Below are 19,181 nucleotides of genomic sequence, written 5' to 3' on the forward strand. Positions count from 1 at the left end.
AAGAGTGTCCTGCAATCACATTCCACAGGCGGAGCCACAGCAAACCCCGACTGCGCTTCCGACTGTATAACGAAGCGGTAACGGGCGCCAGCCTTCGACGGCCTCGTTCGCTGCGAGTTCACCAAGAGGCCGGTATGCGCGGCCTGGGACCCCGACGACGGCTCAGAACAGGTCGGGCGAGGGCGTCGAGGCGTACCGCACGGCGACGTCGGCGTGCCGGTCGAACCGGTACCCGACACCACGGACGGTGCGGACGATCTCCTCGAACGCGCCGAGCTTCGAGCGGAGCCGGCGGACGTGCACGTCGATGGTGCGCTCGTTCGGCGTCTCGTCCTCGTCGTCCGACCACAGGCCGTCGATGATGGCGGACCGGTCGACCGTCTGCCCCTCGCGCAGCACCAGGAACTGCAGGAGCTCGAACTCCTTGTAGGTCAGCGGCGCGGTCTCGCCGTCGAGCGTCACACGCTTGCGGGAGATGTCGATGACGACGCCGGTCTCCTCGGGCTCGGGCTTCTCGGCCTGCTTGCGCGCGGCCACCGCGGACCGGTCCTGCAGCGCCAGGCGGACCACGTCGACGTCGCGGCCACCGGAGTGCTCGGCGGCGACGGCCACGGCGGCGTAGGTCTCGGCCGCGGGGACGAGCTGTGCCGTCAGCGCCTTCAGCTGCTCGACCACGGCCGCGAGCGTCGTGCCGGCCGCGGCCGCCTTCTCCTCGTCGAGCCCGACGTACAGCGCGAACCCACGGGCCTCGGTGCCCTCGGGCAGGGACCGGTTGCGCTGCGGTGCGACCACGGGGCTGGTCGGGACGTCGGTGTGCTCAGGCTGGACCGGCGCACGACGAGGACGGATCGGCGTGACGGTGCCGAGGTCGATCGGGGCGGGGGCAGCGGAGCGGAGCGAGGGACGGGGCTGGGCGATGGTGAGCGACATGGTGGTTCTCCGGGCGGTGTGGCCGGCGCTCGATCAAGCGGTGGGCCGGTGTCGAATGCGTCAACCCGGGTGTGCTGCGCGGCACTGACGTCCTGCGTGGAGCAGGGCTGGCGACGCGCCCTCGGTCCGTCGTCGGACCGGAGCAGACCCGGTGGAGCGGGGGCGACCGCGTGGCGCACGTGTGCGTCGTCGGTGGTCGTCACCCGGGGATCACGCGCCCGCGACGGGGATGGTGTCGCGGGGGATCCAGCTGGAACGGGTACCGGTCAGGCACACATTCGACAACGCATGACGGCCGCCGCCGACATCATCATGCCGACGTTCCCCACTGCCCCTGTGGAGGGGGACGCCTCGGAGAGGACGCGGGACACGGTTGCAGTCATGTCGATGAGTATCAGCGGTATACCAAGCCGCTGTCAACCGTCCGCCCGGACGGTCGGCGGGGTCGGTCGCTACTCGGCCAGTCCGTACAGCCGGTCGCCGGCGTCGCCCAGGCCGGGCACGATGTAGCCGTTCTCGTCGAGGCGCTCGTCGAGGGCACCGAGGACGATCGTCACGTCTCGGTCGCCCACGGCCTGCTCGACGGCCTTGAGGCCCTCGGGTGCCCCGAGGATGCACACGCAGGTGACGTCCTCGGCGCCGCGGTCGAACAGGAAGTCGATGGCCGCCGCGAGCGTGCCACCCGTCGCCAGCATCGGGTCGAGCACGAAGCACTGCCGGCCCGACAGGTCGTCCGGCAGGCGCTCGGCGTAGGTCTGCGGCTCGAGGGTCTCCTCGTTGCGCGCCATGCCCAGGAACCCGACCTCGGCCGTCGGGACGAGCTTGACCATGCCCTCGAGCATGCCGAGGCCGGCGCGCAGGATGGGGACGACCAGCGGACGCGGCTTGGCGATCGCGACACCCATGGTCTGCGCGACCGGCGTGGAGATCGGCGTGGCCGTGACCCGCACGTTGCGCGTGGCTTCGTAGGCCAGCAGCGTGACGAGTTCCTCGGTCAGCGCACGGAACGTGGGCGAGGGAGTGGTCCGGTCGCGGAGCACCGAGAGCTTGTGGGTGATGAGCGGGTGGTCGGCGACGTGGACTCGCATAGGGTCGAGCGTACCGTGCCGCAGGCGGAGGACCGATCCGCCCGCGCACCCGAGACGGCCGGAGGACCCGTGCAGCCAGTCCCGTCCACCACGGACCCCGCGGGCCGTCCCTGGGTGGGGGCGATGACGACGGCGCTCGCCGAGGCCCGGGCATGCCTGGCGACCGGTGACGTGCCGGTCGGCGCGGTCGTGCTCGACGAACACGGTGTGGTCCTCGCCACCGGTCGGAACGAGCGCGAGGCCACGCAAGACCCGACCGCGCACGCCGAGGTCCTGGCCCTCCGGGCAGCGGCCGCCGTCACGGGGGACTGGCACCTCGACCGGCACACCCTGGTCGTCACGCTCGAGCCGTGCCCGATGTGCGCGGGGGCGATCCTGGCGGCGCGGGTGCCGCGCGTGGTGTTCGGCGCATGGGACCCCAAGGCCGGCGCGGCGGGCAGCGTCTACGACATCGCCAGGGACCGCCGGCTGCCGCACCGGTCCGAAGTGGTCGCCGGCGTGCTCGAGCCGGAGTGCGCGGCCCTGCTCGAGGAGTTCTTCCGTCAGAAGCGCTAGTCCGCCGCCCGGATCACGATCGCCTCGGTCGGCGGCCGCGGCCCCGTCCGGAGCACGTCGGGCTCGACGTAGATCACCCGGGCGATCGGCACGGCTGCCCGCACCCGCTGTTCGACGGTGTCGATGCCGGCGGCGACGTCACCGAGACGCCGGTCGCCGTCGACCGCGACCTTCACGCCGACCATCAGCTCGTCCGGGCCCAGGTAGAGCGTCTTGATGTGGATGATCGACTCGATCTCGGGCCCGTCCAGCAGCGCCGACTTGATCTTCGCGACGTCCGCCGCGGTCGCGCCCTCGCCGACCAGCAGGCTCTTCGTCTCGATCCCGAGCACCAGGGCCACGGCGATGAGCAGCACGGCGATCAGCACCGTGCCGATGGCGTCGAACACCCCGTTGCCGGTCAGAGCGGTCAGGCCGACGCCGAAGAACGCGAACACCAGGCCGAGCAGGGCGGCGGTGTCCTCGAGCATCACGACGGGCAGCTCCGGGGCCTTCGCCCGACGCACGTACTGCACCCATGACATCGAGCCCTTGTGCGGGCGAGCCTCGTTCAGGGCGGTGCGGAGCGAGAAGCCCTCGAGCCCGATCGCGATCACCAGGACCACCATCGGCAGCCACCAGTTCTCGAGCGCGTGCGGATGCGCGAACTTCTCGATGCCCTCGTAGAGCGAGAACACACCGCCGACCGAGAACAGCACGATCGACACGACGAAGGCGTACACGTAGCGTTCGCGGCCGTAGCCGAACGGGTGTTCCTCGTCCGCCGCGCGCCGGGCGCGTCGTCCGCCCAGCAGCAGCAGGAGCTGGTTCGCGGAGTCGGCGAGCGAGTGCACACCCTCGGCGAGCATCGACGCGGACCCGCTGATCGCCGCCGCGATGAACTTGACGATCGCGATGCCGACGTTCGCGCCGAGGGCGGCGAAGATGGCCCGGTTGCCTCCGGAAGCGCTCACTGTGACCCCTGTTCTCGCTGACCTGCTGCACGATCCTACGGGCAGGTCGCTCGGTAGGGTCGGGCCATGACGATCGAACTGCCCCGTACCGCTCTGCTCGGCGTCGGCTCCATGTCCGGCGCGGTCCTCGACGGCCTGCTCGCCGCCGGTCTGGCGCCCGAGACCGTGGTCCTGACGACGAAGTCCGAGTCGTCCGCCGCCGCCCACCGTGCGCGCGGCCTGGACGCCACCGCCAGCGACACGGACCCGGACGCCAACCGCCGGGCCGTCCGCGGCGCCGCGCTCGTGGTGCTCGGCGTGAAGCCGTTCGGCGTCGCTGACCTGCTCGACCAGATCGCGGACGACCTGGCACCCGGCACCGTCGTCGTCAGCGTCGCCGTCGGGGTCACGACCGCAGCGATGCAGGCCCGCGTCCCCGAGGGTGTCCGCGTCGTCCGGGCGCTGCCGAACACGCCGATCGGCGTCGGGCACGGCGTCACCGGGGTCAGCGGTGGTGCGTCGGCCGACGCCGAGGCCGTCGCCCTGGCGTCCCGGTTGTTCGACGTCTCGGGTTCGGTGATCGAGGTCCCCGAGGACCGTCTCGACGCGCTGTCCGCGGTGTCCGGTTCCGGCCCCGCGTACGTCTTCCTGCTCATCGAGGAGTGGCAGCGGGCCGCCGAGTCGCTCGGCTTCACCGCCGGCCAGGCCGAGACGATGGTGCAGGGCACCGTGCGCGGTGCCGTCGAGCTGCTCGAGCGGTCCGGCAAGGAACCAGCGGACCTGCGCCGCGCCGTGACCAGCCCGAAGGGCACGACCGAGCGTGCCGTCGCCGTCCTGCAGGAAGCGGACTTGGCGGACACGCTCCGCCGCGCCGCGGATGCGGCGATCGCGCGCGCCGAGGAGCTGTCGAAGCTCTAGACGCAACCACCGGAACGACGGGAGGCTCGGTGCCAGCTGGCACCGGGCCTCCCGTCCGATCAGTGGTCTACTCCAGGGCGGCGAAGCGCTCCAGCGCGGTCGTGGATCCCGACACGATGATGACGTCGTGCTCACCGATCACGCTGTCCGGCGTGGCCGGCACGAAGGCCTCACCCGGGGGCTTGATGCCGAGCACCGTCAGACCGAAGCGCGTGCGGATGGCGGTGGTGCCGAGGTCCTTGCCGCGGACCGCGCGCGGCGGGAACATCTTGACCACGGCGAAGTCGTCGTCGAACTCGATGAAGTCGAGCATCCGACCGGACACCAGGTGTGCCGTGCGCTCGCCGGCCTCGCGCTCCGGGTACACCACGTGGTTCGCGCCGATGCGGGCCAGGATCGTGCCGTGCGACCGACTGATCGCCTTCGCCCAGATCTGCGGGATGCCGAGGTCGACCAGGTTCGCGGTGATGAGGACGCTCGACTCCAGGTCACTGCCCGTGCCGACCACGGCGATCGGGAAGTCCTGCGCGCCGATCTGCCGCAACGCGTCGATGTCGGTCGCGTCGGCCTGCACCGCGTGGGTGACCCGGTCGGACCACTTCTGCACCAGCCCCGGGTCGGTGTCGACGACGAGCACCTCGCGGTCCTGCCGCTCGAGCTGACCCGCGGTGGCGGCGCCGAAGCGGCCCAGGCCGATGACGAGCACCGGCGCGTCGTGGCTGACGGCACCCAGGGGGTGGTCGGGACGGGATCGGTCAGCCAACGATCGGCCTCTCTTCGGGACGGCGGAACAGCTGCCGGCTCTGACTGGCGGCCAGGGCGGCGGCGATGGTCACTGTACCGACCCGCCCCAGGAACATCGTGGCCGCCAGCACGTACTTGCCGGACTCGGGCAGGTCGCCGGAGACGCCGGACGACAGACCACAGGTCGCGAACGCGGAGATCACCTCGAAGAGCACGCGGTCGAGCGGCTCGCGGGTGATCTGCAGCAGCACGGTGGTGGACACGGCGACGATCGTGGCGCCCCAGAGCACGACGGCGACCGCGACCCGGAGCACGTCGCTCGGGATCCGGCGACCGAAGGCCTCCATGCTGCGGCGTCCTCGGGCCTCGGCGACCGCGGCCAGGAACAGCACCGCCAGGGTCGTGACCTTGATGCCGCCGGCGGTCGAGGCCGACCCGCCGCCGATGAACATGAGCATGTCGGTGATCAGCAGACTCGAGCCGTTGAGCTGGTCGAAGTCGACGAGCGAGAACCCGCCCGAGCGCGTCATCGTCGACAGGAAGAGCGCCTGGAACGCCGTCCGTCCCGCGCCCTCGCTGCCGAACGTGGTCGGGTTCGACGCCTCGAGTGCGATGTAGGCCGCGGCGCCGCCCACCAGCAGCACGGCGCTGGTGGTCAGGGTGAGCTTGACGTGGATCGGCCACTTCCTGGGGGTGCGCAGCTGCTTCGTCAAGGCACGGATGACCGGGAAGCCGATCGACCCCGCCACGACGCCGATCATCAGGAGCGTCAGGAACCAGTAGTCGTGCGCGAACGGCTCGAGCCCGGTGGCGTTCGGCGCGAAGCCCGTGTTCGTGAAGGCCATCGCGGCGTAGTAGAACGAGTCGCCGACGGCGGTCCAGAACGGCATCCCCGCGATCAGCACCGAGGGCAGCAGGAGCAGTCCCAGGACGATCTCGATCGACAGGGTGCTCACCGCGACCGTCGCCAGCAGGGTGCCGACCTCACCGAGCCGCACGGCCTGCCCCTCGGGGACGGCGCCGTGGTGGGTGCGGAGGGGGTTCGAGTCGCCCGCAGCCATGAGCTTGGCGCGCAGGCCGAGCTTGCGCGTGACGAACAGGCCCAGGATCGACGCGAAGGTCAACACGCCCACGGCGCCGATCTGCGTGCCGATCACCACCAGGGTCTTGCCGAACACCGACCAGTGCGTCGCCATGTCGACGGTCGACAGTCCGGTGACGCAGACCACCGACGCGGCGGTGAACAGTGCGTCGGCGAAGTGCGTCGACGAGCCGTCCGCGGCGGCGAGGGGCGTCATGAACAGGCTCGTGAAGACGAAGATCAGCCCGACGAACACCAGGATCGCCAGCCGCGACGGGGACGAGCGCAGCGCGGTGCCGAAGCGAGAGGGTCGGCGACGCGTCCCTCCGACCCCGCGGGTCGATGGCGCCGTGCGGTCGAGCATCGTATGCCTCCGGGGACATGGGCGGGACGCCTCGCATGGTACATCGCGGGGCACGCCGGTTAGCCTGGGCCCATGGCCGACATCTTCACCGTGGTCGCGGACCCGACGCGCCGCGAGCTGCTCGGTGCCCTGCTCGGTGCCTACGGCTCGGACGTCACGGGCGGCGAGCTCAGTGTCGGCCAGCTCGTCGAGAAGCTCGGGGTCAGCCAGCCCACCGTGTCCAAGCACCTGCGGGTGCTGCGCGAGAACGGGCTCGTCAGTTCGCGCGAAGAGGGGCAGCACCGCTTCTACCGACTCGACCCGGAGCCGCTGCTGCACATCGAGGAGTGGGTGGTCCCCTTCACCGGGGCCGTCGACGCGGACGGCACCCCGGCGACCACCGCGTGGACGCCGGACGGGCAGCCCGTGTCCGTGCGTCGGAACGGTGCGGCGGGCAAGGCGACCGTCGAGGTCGGCACCGAACTCGGACGCGTCATGGCCGAGGCGTCGTACCGCGCCACGGCCGCGTTCTCGGGGGCGCAGCAGGGGTGGGAGCGCGTGGTGGACCGGTCGCGCCGACGCTTCACGAAGCGCCCGGACCAGGACTGATCCACGGCGGACGCCCACCGAGCGCCCACGGGTCGCTCACCGTCGTACGCGATGCTGGACACCGGGCCTCACCCGCCCCTACAGTTACCAGTGACCACTCAGGTCACACCAAACATCCGCGCCCGGGACGAATCGATCGGCCCGCGCGCAGCCTGGCGGAGGCGGACCATGAACGGCAGTTTCGACGACGTGCGTTTCCTCACCGTCGCTGAGGTCGCCGAGATGATGCGCGTCTCGAAGATGACCGTCTACCGCATGGTCCACGCCGGTGAACTCCCCGCGATCCGCTTCGGCCGGTCGTTCCGGGTGCCGGAGTCCGCGGTCGCCGCGGTCCTGCGCGGCGGCATCGCCGACGTGGGCTGACAGCCGCCCGGTTCCCGGCGCACGTCCAGCCCGTTCGACATCGGCGCGGGGCTCCGGTAGCATCGACCAGGTTGATTTTCCGCGGCTTCATCGGCCCGGTGTCCGTACATCAGCATCAGTCCGAGCGAGGTCCACATGGGTTCTGTCATCAAGAAGCGTCGCAAGCGCATGGCGAAGAAGAAGCACCGCAAGCTCCTTCGCAAGACGCGTCACCAGCGTCGCAACAAGAAGTAGGTCGCAAGACCGTCGTCGAAGCCCCGGTTCGCCGGGGCTTTTGCGTTCCCCGGGCGCGACCGGCGTTCCCCGGGGCCCGTTCTGCGTCGCTACGCTGGGGGCATGCCCGCCGTGACGCTCCTGACCAAGCCCGGATGCCATCTCTGCGACGATGCCCGACCGGTCGTCGAGCGCGTCGTCGCGGCGCACCCCGGCGCGACCCTGACCGAGCGCTCGATCCTCGATGACGACGCGCTCCGGCTGGAGTACGCCGAGGACATCCCCGTGGTGCTGGTCGACGGCCGGGTCCACAGCAACTGGCACGTCGACGCCGACCGGCTGGCGCGTGCGATCGAGAAGGCCGAGGCCCCCGCATGATCCACCACGTCGTCTCCTGGGGGCTCCGCCCCGAACTCGACCGTGCCGACACCATCGCGCAGATCCGGTCGCTCCTGACCGGACTCGTCGGTGTCGTGCCGTCGATCCGCACGCTGCAGGTCGTCGACAACGTCGCCTACCCGGACAAGAACCACGACGTCGCCGTCGTGGCGACGTTCGACGACCTGGCCGGCCTCGACGCGTACCAGGTGCACCCGGAGCATCAGGCCGCGGCGGCCGAGATCCGCGGCCTGGTCACGAGTCGCGCGGCCATCGACTGGCAGGAGTGAGCCGAGTCCGGACACTGCTCCCGGCGACGACCGGACCGACAGGAGGCCCGTGGCGGGATCGCCACGGGCCTCCTGTCAGTTGTCGACGCGCGTCGACTACGGGGTCAGACGCGTCGGGCCGCGGAACAGGTACGTGACCTCGCGGATCGAGGGCTCGCCGAGCATGAGCATCAGGACGCGGGCCAGGCCCATGCCGAAGCCGCCGTGCGGCGGCACACCGTAGCGGAAGAAGTCGAGGTACCAGCCGAGCTCGGCCGGGTCCAGGCCCTTCTCCTCTGCCTGGGCGGTGAGGACGTCGACACGGTGCTCGCGCTGCGCACCCGTGGAGATCTCGGCGCCGTTGAACAGCAGGTCGTAGCTGTTCGTGAGCGTCGGGTCGTCGGCGTGGCGCATGTGGTAGTACGGCCGGATCGAGGCGTCGTAGTCCGTGACGAAGACGAACTCGTTGCCGTGGTGCTCCTTGGCCCACGCGGACACGCGGCGCTCGCCTTCGGGGTCCAGGTCACCGTCGGCGCGGACGACGTCGTGGCCGCTGTCGGCGACGATCTTCCGGGCCTCGGCCAGGGTCACGCGGGGGAACGGCGTCGAGGGGACCTGCAGCTCGAAGCCGAAGACCGCTTCGATGTCCGTGCCGTACTTCTCCTTGACCGCGGTGATGCCGGCGACCAGCAGCTCTTCGTGCATCGCCATGACGTCCTCGTGGGACTCGACCCACGAGAACTCGGCGTCGACGCTGGTGAACTCGGTGGCGTGCCGGCTGGTGAACGACGGGTCGGCGCGGAAGGCGTCGGCGATCTCGAACACGGCACCGAAGCCGGCGGGCTGGGCCATCTGCTTGAAGTTCTGCGGCGACTGCGCCAGGTACGCGGTCGTCTCGAAGTACTCGAGCTGGAAGAGCTCGGCGCGGGACTCGGACGCCGACGCCATCAGCTTGGGCGTGTGGATCTCGATGTAGTCGCGTTCGACCCAGTACGTGCGGAACGCGTGCTCGAGCGTGGTCTGGATGCGGAAGATCAGGTTCTGCTTGCGGTTGCGCAGGTCGATGAAACGCCAGTCGAGGCGCTTGTCGAGCGAGGAGTCGTCGGCGATCGGCGTCTCCGGGATGGCGGCGCTGACGACGGTGAGCGCGCCGACCTTGACCTCGAGGCCACCGAGCTTGACGCGCTCGTCCGCCTTGAGCGTGCCGGTCACGTGGATGAAGGAGCCGTGCGCCAGGCCCGAGATCGTCTCGGTCGTGGCGAGGGCCGCGGCCGACGCGTCGTCGCCGTCGGTTGCCTCACGCGTCGCCGGGTTGACGAGCTGGACGGCGCCGGTCTCGTCGCGCAGGACGACGAACTGCACCTTCTTCTGGTCACGGACCGTCTCGACCCATCCGGCCACGGAGACGGGACCGTCGGGGAGAGCGGCGAGGTCGCTGATGCGGGTGCGTTCGATCACGGTCGCCGAGTCTATCCGGCTCTGCCGCGCGGCCGTTCTCCACAGGCAGATCCGGCCGGCAGTTGTCCACAGGGGCGACCTGGAGGCCCGGATCACCGCCGCCGCGACCGTAGCGTTCTCGACGTGGCCAGGTCGCGGGCGGGGAAGCGGTCCGCAGGATGTCGGCGGACCGGGGGACCCGCGGCCTGGCCACGCAGGTGCCGGCCGACGCGTGTCCTGTTCGCGGCTGGTCGGGGTGCTGCTCAGGGCAGGGATGCCCGCAGGACGCTCAGCGTGCCGATGAACTCCTCGGCCATGCCGGCACGCTCGACCAACTTGGCGTGCCGGTCGCGCGCGTCCTGCACGAACGCGTCGAGCTGGGCCGCGCGAGCGGCGGTGTCCTCGGGGTCGGTGCCGGGCAGACCGTCGACGATGCGCAGGAGCTCGCCCATCTCGTCGAGCGAGAACCCCAGGGGCTTCATCCGGCGGATCACGAGCAGGCGTTCCAGGTCGCGCTCGGTGTACACGCGGAAGCCACCCGTCGTCCGGCCACTCGGCACCAGCAGCCCCACCTCGTCGTAGTGGCGGATCGTCCGCAGTGACATGCCGGCGCGGTCGGCCAGCTCGCCGATGTGCATCGTGCCCGGGTCCTGCGCTTCCGTCATGCGACCAACCCTACCCTGACGTGAGGGTAGGGTTGGCAGCGATGACCTCCCTCACCACGGCCCCGCCTGCCCAGAGCGTCCTGTCGGCCCTCCGATCGCCGCGCATGCTGACGCGCGAGGTCCTGGCCGGCATCGTGACCGCACTCGCCCTCATCCCCGAGGCGATCTCCTTCTCCGTCGTCGCGGGTGTCGACCCGGCCGTCGGACTGTTCTCGAGCGTGGTGATCGCGGTCGTCATCGCGATCGTCGGCGGTCGTCCCGCCATGGTGTCGGCAGCCGCCGGGTCGGTCGCGCTCGTCATCGCCCCCCTCGTCCGCGACCACGGCATCGCCTACCTGGTCCCGACGATCGTGCTCGGTGGCGTGATCCAGCTCGTGCTCGGGTTCCTCGGTGTCGCCCGGCTGATGCGGTTCATCCCGCGCAGCGTGAACGTCGCGTTCGTCAACGCCCTGGCAATCCTGATCTTCACCGCACAGCTGCCGAACCTGCTCGGGCACGACGTGCCGTTCGTCGTCTGGCCCCTGACCGCCCTGGGGGTCGCGGTGATCGTCGGCTTCCCGTACCTGACCAAGGCCGTGCCGGCGCCGCTCATCGCCGTCGTGGTGATCACCCTGATCACCGTCGTGTTCGGCGTCGTGGTGCCGACCGTCGGCGACGAGGGGGCGCTCCCGACCGCGCTGCCCGGGTTCAGTGGCATCACGGTGCCGATCTCGTTCGACACCCTGGGGATCATCGCGCCGTACGCGTTCGGCATGGCGATCGTCGGGCTCATCGAGACGCTGCTCACCGCCCAGCTCGTCGATGCCCTGACCGACACCGGGTCCAGCAAGTGGCGCGAGTCGTGGGGCCAGGGCATCGCCAACATCGCCTCCGCGTTCTTCGGCGGCACCGGCGGCTGCGCCATGATCGGCCAGACGGTGATCAACGTGAAGACCGCCGGCGCCCGCACCCGGATCTCGACCTTCGCCGCGGGGGCCTCGGTGCTCGTGCTGACGATCGTGCTGCACGACGTCGTCGCCCGGATCCCGATGGCGGCACTCACCGCCGTGATGCTCATGGTGTGCGTCGCGACGTTCGACTGGCACAGCATCCGTCCCCGCACGCTCGGCCGCATGCCGCTCGGCGAGACGGCCGTCATGCTCATCACGGTGGTCGTGGTCGTCGTCACGAACAACCTGGCGACCGGCGTGCTCGTCGGGGTCGTGCTCGCCGCGCTCGTCTTCGCCCGCCGGGTCGCCCACGTGGTCGAGGTCGTCCGCGAACCCGTCGACGACGACACCGTGCGGTACCGCGTGCGCGGCGCGCTGTTCTTCGCGTCGTCGAACGACCTGGTCACCCGGTTCTCGTACGCCCTGGACCCGGCGCACGTCGTCATCGACATGTCCGAGGCACACGTGTACGACGCCAGCACGGTGGCGGCGCTCGACGGGGTCGAACAGCGCTTCGCCAAGCACGGGTCGAGCGTCGAGGTCGTGAACCTCAACACGGGGTCGGTCGCGATCCACGGCCGACTGTCCGGGCACCTCGGCTGAGGGGTCCCGAAGCCGTCAATCCGCTGTGTGGGCAGTGGGAACCACGGCGCGACCTACACTGGAACCCATGCCCGCGTCCCGAATCCACCTCGTCCGGCACGGCGAGGTCCACAACCCGGACCGTGTGTTGTACGGCCGGCTGCCGGGCTTCGGACTGAGCGAACTCGGGCACCAGATGGCCGCCGCGTCCGCCACCGCGTCGAAGGACGCCGGCGTCGACGTCCGCCGGATCGTCGCGTCACCCCTGCAGCGGACGCAGGAGTCCGCCGCGCCCTGGGCTGCCGCCTACGGCCTCGACGTCGCACTCGACGAACGGCTCATCGAGCCCACCAACCGGTACGAGGGACAGCCTCCCGGGTTCACGAAGCGCTCGATCCGCCGACCGGCCGAGTGGCCCTGGATCGCGAACCCGTGGCGACCCAGCTGGGGTGAGGCCTACGAGTCGATCGCCAACCGCATGCTCGCCGCTGTCACCAGTGCGTGGGAGAGTGTCGACGAGGGCGACGTGGTCCTCGTGAGCCACCAGTTGCCGATCTGGATGGTCCACCGTCGTCTCGCGGGGGAGTCCCTGTGGCACGACCCGCGCCGACGCCGGTGCGACCTCTCCAGCATCACGACCCTCGAGCGCGTGCCCGCCACGTCCGGCGGTCGCTTCACCGAGGTCGGGTACGCGGACCCGGCGATGGAACTCCGCCAACGTGCAGTCGACGAAGGAGCAGTGTGATCGTCCGCAGTGTCAAGCAACGTCTCGTCGCGACCGCAGCGACTGCCGTGGTCGCCGCCCTCGCGCTGGCCGGGTGTTCCAGCGGCAGTGACTCCCTGGCGAACCAGTACGGCAAGGGCACCACGCAGAACTACATCTCCGGCGACGGCGCGGTGACCGAGGTCGCCGCCGACAAGCGCACCGACACCGTCGACTTCACCGCGAAGGACACCGACGGGGCGACCCTGTCGGCCAAGGCCCTGCGCGGCAAGGTCGTCGTGCTCAACTTCTGGTACGCCAGCTGCCCGCCCTGCCGTGCCGAGGCGAAGTACCTCAACACGGTGCAGCGCAAGTACGCCGACAAGGACGTGCAGTTCATCGGGGTCAACGTGCGCGACCAGGCAGCGACCGCCGCGGCCTTCGAGCGCACCTTCGGGATCGACTACCCGACGGTGCTCGACGCCGACAAGGGCACGATGCAGCTCGCCCTGTCCGGGCAGATCGCGCCGAACGCCGTCCCCGCGACGATCGTGCTCGACACCAAGGGTCGTGTCGCCGCGCGCGTGCTCGGCGCCATCGACGGCACGAGCATCCTCGACACCCTGGTCAGTGACGAGCTCAGCGGCAGCAAGGCGTCCTGACCCGTGGGCAGCAACCCCTTCTCCGACGCGATCCTCAGTGGGCAGATGCTCGTCGCACTGCCCGTGGCGCTGCTCGCCGGGCTCGTGTCGTTCCTGTCGCCGTGCGTCCTGCCGCTGGTCCCCGGGTACCTGGGGTACGTCAGCGGCATCGCCGACGCGGGGAACCGGGGTCGGGGTCGTGTGGTCCTCGGGGTGCTGCTCTTCGTGCTCGGCTTCACCGCGGTGTTCGTCGCCTACACGACCGTGTTCGGCGCACTCGGCTTCTGGCTCGTCCGCTGGCGTGACCTCATCACACAGGTGCTCGGGGTCGTCGTCGTCCTGATGGGCCTGGTGTTCATCGGGCGCTTCACGTTCCTGCAGCGCACCCTGAAGCCGTCCTGGACCCCCGCCACGGGACTGGTCGGCGCACCGCTGCTCGGCATCGTCTTCGGTCTCGGGTGGACCCCGTGCCTCGGGCCGACCCTGGCCGCGATCAACCTGCTCAGCGTGCAGGCGGGTAGCGCGTGGCAGGGCATGTGGCTCGGCGTCGCCTACTGCCTGGGCCTCGGCATCCCGTTCCTGCTCGTGGCGCTCGGCGCCGGGTGGGCGGCCGGGGCCATCCGCGTCGTGAAGCGCCACATGCGCGTCGTCAACATCATCGGAGGAGCGATCCTGATCGTCATCGGTCTGCTCATGGTCACCGGCATCTGGTCGGCCGTCATGTCGAGCGTCGGGGCGGTGATCCAGAGCTATGTCCCGGCAGTCTGACACCGACGACAGCCGACTCGAGAACGGCACCGCGTCCGACCCGATGCGGCCCTCCGACCACGTCGACGGCTCCGGCCCCACCGAGGGCGCGGGCGGCGACGTCAACCAGCCCAAGCTCGGTGTCCTCGGGTACATCCGGTTCTTCTGGCGGCAGCTGACCAGCATGCGCACCGCGCTGTTCCTGCTGATGATGCTCGCGCTCGCGGCGATCCCGGGCTCGCTCGTGCCGCAGCGCACCGCCGACCCCAACGGCGTCGTGCAGTACCAGGCCGACCACCCGCAGCTGTTCCCGGTCCTCGACAAGCTCCAGGTCTTCGACACCTACACCTCGGTGTGGTTCTCGGCGATCTACCTGCTGCTGTTCGTGTCGCTGATCGGCTGCATCATCCCGCGCACCAAGCACCACTGGCAGGCGCTCCGGACCCGGCCGCCCAAGACCCCGGCACGGCTGACCCGCCTGGCGGGGTACCGCACCGTCGCAGTCGAGCCGGACACCATGACGGACGCCGCGCGCGGGACGGACCCGGCCACGGGCCTCCCGTCCGCCGACCACGCGGTCACGCGTGCCATGGCGATGCTCAAGCGCTCGGGCTACCGCGTCGAGCGGTTCGGCGACTCGGTGAGCGCCGAGCGCGGGTACCTGCGCGAGACCGGCAACCTGGTGTTCCACGCCGCGCTCGTCGGGGTCCTGGTCGCCGTCGGCATCGGCGGTGGGTTCGGGTACACCGGCCAGCGGCTGCTGGTCGAGGGGCAGACGTTCTCGAACGTGCTCGGCTCGTACGACTCGTTCAACCCGGGGCGCTGGTTCCAGCAGAGCGACCTGCAGGGCTACAACCTGACGCTCGACAAGTTCGTCACGAAGTACGAAGAGCGCAACCTCGACGCCCTCGGGCAGGCGACCGACTACTCGGCGACGGTGACCTCGCAGTCCAAGGGCGGTCAGCCGACGACCGGCCGGCTCGGTGTCAACGACCCGCTGTCGATCGGCGGCACGAACGTGTACCTGCTCGGCAACGGCTACGCGATGGACGTCACCGTGCGCGACGGCGACGGCAACGTGGCGTTCCAGGACGACGTGCCCTTCCTGCCCGCCGACGCGAACTACACCTCGACCGGCGTCATCAAGGTCCCCGACGCGGCACCGGACCAACTCGGCATGGTCGGGTTCTTCTACCCGACCGCGGTCAAGCTCGGCACCGGCGCGTTCACGTCGAACTACCCCGACGCCGAGAACCCGCTGCTGACGCTGCAGGTCTACACGGGCAACCTCGGCCTGGACGACGGCGTGCCGCGCAGCGTCTACCAGCTCGACACGAGCGGACTCAAGCAGATCGCCGGCACCAAGTCCGAGGCCAAGAGCGTCGAGCTGAAGCCCGGGCAGACCAAGACGCTGCCGCAGGGTGCCGGGTCGATCACGTTCAACGGCGTGAAGCGGTACGTCTCGCTCGACGTGCACCACGACCCGTCGCAGCTGTGGGTCGGCGGGTTCGCCGTGCTCAGCGTGCTCGGGCTGCTGACCTCGCTGTTCGTCCCGCGCCGTCGCGTGTGGGTGAAGGTCGTGCCGCGCACCGGAGCCGAGCACGGCGAGTACGACCTCGAGTACGCGGGGCTGGCCCGCGGCGAGGACCCCAATCTCGAACGGGCCGTGGCGGACATCGCCGCCAAGCACGTGTCAGACCTCGGAGTTAGGATTCCCTCGTGGACATGACGACGAACCTCGCGACCTACTCGGTCGTGCTCACCTACTCGGCCATGGCCGTGTACGTGGTCGCGTTCATCTCGTTCGCACTCGACATGGCCAAGCGGTCGGGTGAGGTCACGGTCGGCGCCGACGGCGCGGCCGTCGCCTCGACGGCGCGTCAGCAGCAGGCCAAGACCGTCGCCACGGTCCAGGGCGGCACCGTCGTCCTCGAACGGGTCGAAGCCCCGGCCAAGACCGGCTCCGGTCGACGCGGCTCACGGTTCGAGCGCGTGGGCATGGCGATGACGATCCTGGCACTCGTGCTGCACGTCGGCGCGATCGTGCTCCGTGGCATCGCGGCCGACCGTGTGCCGTGGGGCAACATGTTCGAGTTCTCGCTCACGGGCACCGGGCTGATCATCGCGATCTTCCTGCTCGTGCAACTGTGGCAGAACCTGAAGTTCCTCGGCGTCTTCATCACCGGACTCACGCTGATCCTGCTCGGCATCGCGACGGTCAACTACTACGTGCCGGTCCGCCCGCTCGTGCCTGCGCTCGAGTCGTACTGGCTCGTCCTGCACGTGTTCGTCGCCATCGCCGGTACGGGCTTCTTCGCCCTGGGTGCTGGTCTGGCCGTGTCGCAGCTCATCCAGACCTACCGCCTCAGCCACAGCGGTGCATCCAAGCAGCTGCGCTTCATGGAGACCCTGCCGGACGCCGATCGGCTCGAGGTCCTGACGTACCGCGTCCTGCTCGTGGGCTTCGTGCTGTGGACCTTCACGCTCATCGCCGGTGCCATCTGGGCCGAACGAGCATGGGGCCGGTACTGGGGCTGGGACACCAAGGAAGTCTGGACCTTCATCATCTGGGTCATCTACGCGGGCTACATCCACGCTCGGGCCACCCGTGGCTGGCGCGGCGCCCGGTCGTCGTGGCTGGCGCTCGTCGGGTTCTCCGCGGTGATGTTCAACTTCGCCGTCGTCAACGTGTTCTTCAAGGGGCTGCACAGCTACTCCGGGCTGTGAACCACTGACGATCGTCGAACAGGCGCGGTGCGGGTCCATCCCGTGCCGCGCCTGTTCCGTGCACGGGCAGGCACTCGCGTGCGTTTTCCGGCGTCCCGCGTGCGCTGTCCCGTGCCGCGCCTGTTCCGTGTGCGCCCTGCGCGTGTCCTGTGGGCGGCCCTGTGCGCGAGTGGTCACGACACGTCGCACGCGGGCGGCGACCGGTCAGAAAACGTCGTTCGCGGCGTCGACGAGCGACAGGTCGTGCCCAGTCGGCGAACGTGAGCGGGGTGTCGTGACCGGTCGGCGAGGCTGCGCGCGGTGGAGTCCGGACGTGAGCGGGGTGCCGTGACCGGTCGACTGCCGCGTGGGCTGATCCGCGCGGTGCTGCGCCTCGCGACCGGGACGGCACCGGTGAGTGGTCGCGAAACGTCGCTCGAGCGTCGGCCGAGCGACAGGATGTGACCGGCCGGCGGACCTGAGCGGGGTGTTGTGACCGGTCGACTCGGGCCGGAGTCGCGCAGCAAACCGTTGCGTGACGAAGTGCGGAGCCGCCTACTCCCGCGCCGACGTGTCTGCGAGCAGTGCGTGCACCCGCTCCACCCGTGTCCGCCACCAGGCGGTCCGCTCGGGTGACGCCGTGTACTGCTCCAGCAGGGACGGGGCGACGTCGACGCGACGCACCCCGATCCTCCCGTTCGTGGGCAGGAGCGGATCCGTCGTGACGTCACCCGCGAACATGGCCGCCGTCCCGAGCCCCGCGGCGTAGCACGGGCTCATCGCGGCAGCCGCCAGGAACGCCCCCATCCCGAGCCCGACCGACGTGTCGAGGGCGCTGGACACCACGCACGGCAGTCCGGCTGCGGCGATGACGCGCTGCGCCGCGGTGATCCCGCCGAGCGGTTGCGCCTTGACGACCAGCACGTCGGCGGCACCGGCACGGGCGACAGCGAGGGGATCCGAGGCCTTGCGGACGCTCTCGTCCGCCGCGATCCGGACACCGAGACCCGCGGTGCGTCGTCGCAGCGCAGCGAGTTCGGCGATCGTCCGGCACGGCTGCTCGGCGTACTGCAGGTCGAACGGGGCCAGGCGCTCGAGGGCGACGACGGCCTGGTCGACACTCCACAGGCCGTTGGCATCGATCCGGACGGCCGCGTCGGGACCCATCACCCGACGGACCTCGGCGACCCGTGCGACGTCGTCCTCGATGCCGGTCCCGGGTTCGGCGACCTTCACCTTGGCCGTGGTGCAGCCGGGGTACCGCGCGAGCAGACCCTCGACCGCCGACGGCGCGACGGCCGGCACGGTGGCGTTCACCAGGACGGACGAGGCCGCGGGCGCGTGCGGTGTCCACCCGAAGTCGATCGCCGCACGGAGCCACGCGGCGGCCTCGGCGTCGTCGTACTCGACGAACGGCGAGAACTCCGTCCAGCCCTCGGGGCCGCGCAGCACGAGTGCCTCGCGGGTGGTGATGCCGCGGAACCGCACCCGCATCGGCAGGGCGACGACGTGCGCGTCGGACAACAGGTCGGCGAGGTCGGGGAGCACCGGTCCATCCTCGCAGCGGACGTCACAGTTCCTCGGAGGGGAAGGCCAGGGCGGCGCACTAGCATCATGCGGTCAGCGACGGTTCACGGTCGACACGACAGCACATACAGCACGACCAGCACGCACGGCACGACCAGCACACACGGCACGACCAGAGGGAGGCTCCGTGGCGGCAGACCCGCAGCAGCGGCCACCTCGGGCGTCCGGAGCGGCATCGCGGACCACGTCGAGCACCTCACGGTCGAACGCCGCACGGTCGAACGCGGCCACGGCGAACGCCTCCAGGCCGACCGGCACCCGGCAGACCGGCGACACGCCGTCGGCCGGTCGCACCCGGGCGGGGACCGACTTCGAGCGGCTCATGCAGCGCGGCACCGTCGACGTCCGCGCCCAGGCCGCCCAGCAGCGTCGTCGGCGGCGGAACCCCATCGTGGGCAAGATCGCCTTCGGACTGGCGATCGTGTCGGCTGCGGTCGACGCCAGTGCCTTCGCGGTGTTCATGGGCGGCGACACCACCTTCGCGTTCGGCATCTGCTTCGTCGTCGTGTTCCTGACCCTGATCGCCGCGATCCTCGGGTTCATCGCCGCGGTCGGTGGGATGGGGCGGTGGTACGGCTCGATCGGTGTCGTGCTTGCCTTCTTCGCCAACCCGGTGATCCTGATCGTGCTGCTGGTGATCGTCGCGCCGGAGATGCTCACCGACATGGGCGGCACCCAGCCCTGACCGGCGGCCGGCACTGGCTGGGCGGCACCCAGCCCTGACCGGCGGCCGGCACTGGCTGGGCGGCACCCGGCCCTGA

General features: G+C 70.5%; 22 protein-coding genes. 14 read left to right on the forward strand and 8 right to left on the reverse strand.

All coding sequences use genetic code 11. From position 1 onward, the window contains the following. Nucleotides 1–162: 162 nt before the first annotated feature. The gene (locus ACLBWP_RS07195) at nucleotides 163–930 is read right to left on the reverse strand and encodes a winged helix-turn-helix domain-containing protein (protein WP_447654655.1); all 768 of its coding nucleotides are present in this window, start codon (nucleotides 928–930) and stop codon (nucleotides 163–165) included. A gap of 452 nt (nucleotides 931–1,382) precedes the next feature. Beyond that, nucleotides 1,383–2,018, reverse strand: a complete 636-nt coding sequence (gene upp / locus ACLBWP_RS07200; RefSeq protein ID WP_243561742.1) for a uracil phosphoribosyltransferase — start codon at nucleotides 2,016–2,018, stop codon at nucleotides 1,383–1,385. 123 nt (nucleotides 2,019–2,141) lie between these two features. Between upp and ACLBWP_RS07205 the strand changes: the two genes are divergently transcribed. After that, entirely contained in the window at nucleotides 2,142–2,573 is a 432-nt protein-coding gene (locus ACLBWP_RS07205; RefSeq protein WP_243561741.1) for a nucleoside deaminase, read from the forward strand. On the opposite strand, the gene ACLBWP_RS07210 is transcribed toward ACLBWP_RS07205, so the two are convergent. Then, nucleotides 2,570–3,526 (reverse strand): cation diffusion facilitator family transporter, encoded by a 957-nt coding sequence (locus ACLBWP_RS07210; protein ID WP_447654656.1) that lies wholly within the window; start codon nucleotides 3,524–3,526, stop codon nucleotides 2,570–2,572. The genes ACLBWP_RS07205 and ACLBWP_RS07210 overlap by 4 nt on opposite strands. A 66-nt stretch (nucleotides 3,527–3,592) precedes the next feature. Here ACLBWP_RS07210 and proC point away from each other — a divergent pair, with 66 nt between their 5' ends. Further along, on the forward strand, nucleotides 3,593–4,423 hold the full coding sequence (gene proC / locus ACLBWP_RS07215; protein WP_447654657.1) for a pyrroline-5-carboxylate reductase: 831 nt from the start codon (nucleotides 3,593–3,595) through the stop codon (nucleotides 4,421–4,423). A gap of 67 nt (nucleotides 4,424–4,490) precedes the next feature. On the opposite strand, the gene ACLBWP_RS07220 is transcribed toward proC, so the two are convergent. Both ACLBWP_RS07220 and ACLBWP_RS07225 read right to left on the reverse strand, forming a co-directional pair. Then, nucleotides 4,491–5,186 carry a potassium channel family protein gene (locus ACLBWP_RS07220; RefSeq protein ID WP_243561738.1) on the reverse strand — a complete coding sequence of 232 codons (696 nt, stop codon included), beginning with the start codon at nucleotides 5,184–5,186 and terminating at the stop codon, nucleotides 4,491–4,493. Continuing rightward, nucleotides 5,179–6,612: a TrkH family potassium uptake protein gene (locus ACLBWP_RS07225; protein ID WP_243561737.1), complete on the reverse strand. Its 1,434-nt coding sequence runs from the start codon at nucleotides 6,610–6,612 to the stop codon at nucleotides 5,179–5,181. The genes ACLBWP_RS07220 and ACLBWP_RS07225 overlap by 8 nt, the downstream gene beginning before the upstream one ends. Before the next feature lie 72 nt (nucleotides 6,613–6,684). Here ACLBWP_RS07225 and ACLBWP_RS07230 point away from each other — a divergent pair, with 72 nt between their 5' ends. The 5 genes from ACLBWP_RS07230 to ACLBWP_RS07250 all read left to right on the forward strand — a co-directional run bounded on the left by ACLBWP_RS07230 (nucleotide 6,685) and on the right by ACLBWP_RS07250 (nucleotide 8,444). Next, entirely contained in the window at nucleotides 6,685–7,200 is a 516-nt protein-coding gene (locus ACLBWP_RS07230) for an ArsR/SmtB family transcription factor (RefSeq protein WP_243561736.1), read from the forward strand. A 168-nt stretch (nucleotides 7,201–7,368) separates the two neighbouring features. Continuing rightward, on the forward strand, nucleotides 7,369–7,563 hold the full coding sequence (locus ACLBWP_RS07235; RefSeq protein ID WP_071300285.1) for a helix-turn-helix domain-containing protein: 195 nt from the start codon (nucleotides 7,369–7,371) through the stop codon (nucleotides 7,561–7,563). Between the two features lie 135 nt (nucleotides 7,564–7,698). Further along, entirely contained in the window at nucleotides 7,699–7,797 is a 99-nt protein-coding gene (locus ACLBWP_RS07240; RefSeq protein WP_003792170.1) for a 30S ribosomal protein bS22, read from the forward strand. 102 nt (nucleotides 7,798–7,899) lie between these two features. After that, a complete protein-coding gene (locus tag ACLBWP_RS07245) occupies nucleotides 7,900–8,154 on the forward strand; it encodes a glutaredoxin family protein (protein ID WP_243561735.1) in 255 nt (84 codons plus the stop codon). Next, entirely contained in the window at nucleotides 8,151–8,444 is a 294-nt protein-coding gene (locus tag ACLBWP_RS07250; RefSeq protein WP_447654658.1) for a Dabb family protein, read from the forward strand. The genes ACLBWP_RS07245 and ACLBWP_RS07250 overlap by 4 nt, the downstream gene beginning before the upstream one ends. Before the next feature lie 96 nt (nucleotides 8,445–8,540). Here the strand turns inward: ACLBWP_RS07250 and aspS are convergent, their stop codons facing one another. Further along, nucleotides 8,541–9,881, reverse strand: a complete 1,341-nt coding sequence (gene aspS, locus ACLBWP_RS07255) for an aspartate--tRNA(Asn) ligase (RefSeq protein WP_447654659.1) — start codon at nucleotides 9,879–9,881, stop codon at nucleotides 8,541–8,543. Between the two features lie 242 nt (nucleotides 9,882–10,123). After that, on the reverse strand, nucleotides 10,124–10,525 hold the full coding sequence (locus ACLBWP_RS07260) for a helix-turn-helix domain-containing protein (protein WP_447654660.1): 402 nt from the start codon (nucleotides 10,523–10,525) through the stop codon (nucleotides 10,124–10,126). Between the two features lie 41 nt (nucleotides 10,526–10,566). Here ACLBWP_RS07260 and ACLBWP_RS07265 point away from each other — a divergent pair, with 41 nt between their 5' ends. From ACLBWP_RS07265 to ccsB, 6 genes are all read left to right on the forward strand, one after another. After that, nucleotides 10,567–12,057: a SulP family inorganic anion transporter gene (locus ACLBWP_RS07265; RefSeq protein WP_447654661.1), complete on the forward strand. Its 1,491-nt coding sequence runs from the start codon at nucleotides 10,567–10,569 to the stop codon at nucleotides 12,055–12,057. A 67-nt stretch (nucleotides 12,058–12,124) separates the two neighbouring features. Further along, complete coding sequence (locus tag ACLBWP_RS07270; protein WP_447654662.1) at nucleotides 12,125–12,781, forward strand: histidine phosphatase family protein; 657 nt, start codon at nucleotides 12,125–12,127, stop codon at nucleotides 12,779–12,781. Then, complete coding sequence (locus ACLBWP_RS07275) at nucleotides 12,778–13,401, forward strand: TlpA family protein disulfide reductase (RefSeq protein WP_243561729.1); 624 nt, start codon at nucleotides 12,778–12,780, stop codon at nucleotides 13,399–13,401. The genes ACLBWP_RS07270 and ACLBWP_RS07275 overlap by 4 nt, the downstream gene beginning before the upstream one ends. Before the next feature lie 45 nt (nucleotides 13,402–13,446). Beyond that, entirely contained in the window at nucleotides 13,447–14,148 is a 702-nt protein-coding gene (locus tag ACLBWP_RS07280; RefSeq protein ID WP_447654845.1) for a cytochrome c biogenesis CcdA family protein, read from the forward strand. Between the two features lie 43 nt (nucleotides 14,149–14,191). Beyond that, complete coding sequence (gene resB / locus ACLBWP_RS07285) at nucleotides 14,192–15,856, forward strand: cytochrome c biogenesis protein ResB (RefSeq protein WP_447654846.1); 1,665 nt, start codon at nucleotides 14,192–14,194, stop codon at nucleotides 15,854–15,856. After that, nucleotides 15,853–16,854 carry a c-type cytochrome biogenesis protein CcsB gene (ccsB, locus tag ACLBWP_RS07290; RefSeq protein WP_243561727.1) on the forward strand — a complete coding sequence of 334 codons (1,002 nt, stop codon included), beginning with the start codon at nucleotides 15,853–15,855 and terminating at the stop codon, nucleotides 16,852–16,854. The genes resB and ccsB overlap by 4 nt, the downstream gene beginning before the upstream one ends. 534 nt (nucleotides 16,855–17,388) lie before the next feature. On the opposite strand, the gene ACLBWP_RS07295 is transcribed toward ccsB, so the two are convergent. Then, complete coding sequence (locus ACLBWP_RS07295) at nucleotides 17,389–18,381, reverse strand: o-succinylbenzoate synthase (RefSeq protein WP_447654663.1); 993 nt, start codon at nucleotides 18,379–18,381, stop codon at nucleotides 17,389–17,391. Between the two features lie 166 nt (nucleotides 18,382–18,547). Between ACLBWP_RS07295 and ACLBWP_RS07300 the strand changes: the two genes are divergently transcribed. After that, the gene (locus ACLBWP_RS07300) at nucleotides 18,548–19,105 is read left to right on the forward strand and encodes a hypothetical protein (protein ID WP_447654664.1); all 558 of its coding nucleotides are present in this window, start codon (nucleotides 18,548–18,550) and stop codon (nucleotides 19,103–19,105) included. The last annotated feature ends 76 nt before the right edge of the window (nucleotides 19,106–19,181 follow it).

The sequence above is a fragment of the Microbacterium sp. M1A1_1b genome (assembly GCF_053345565.1).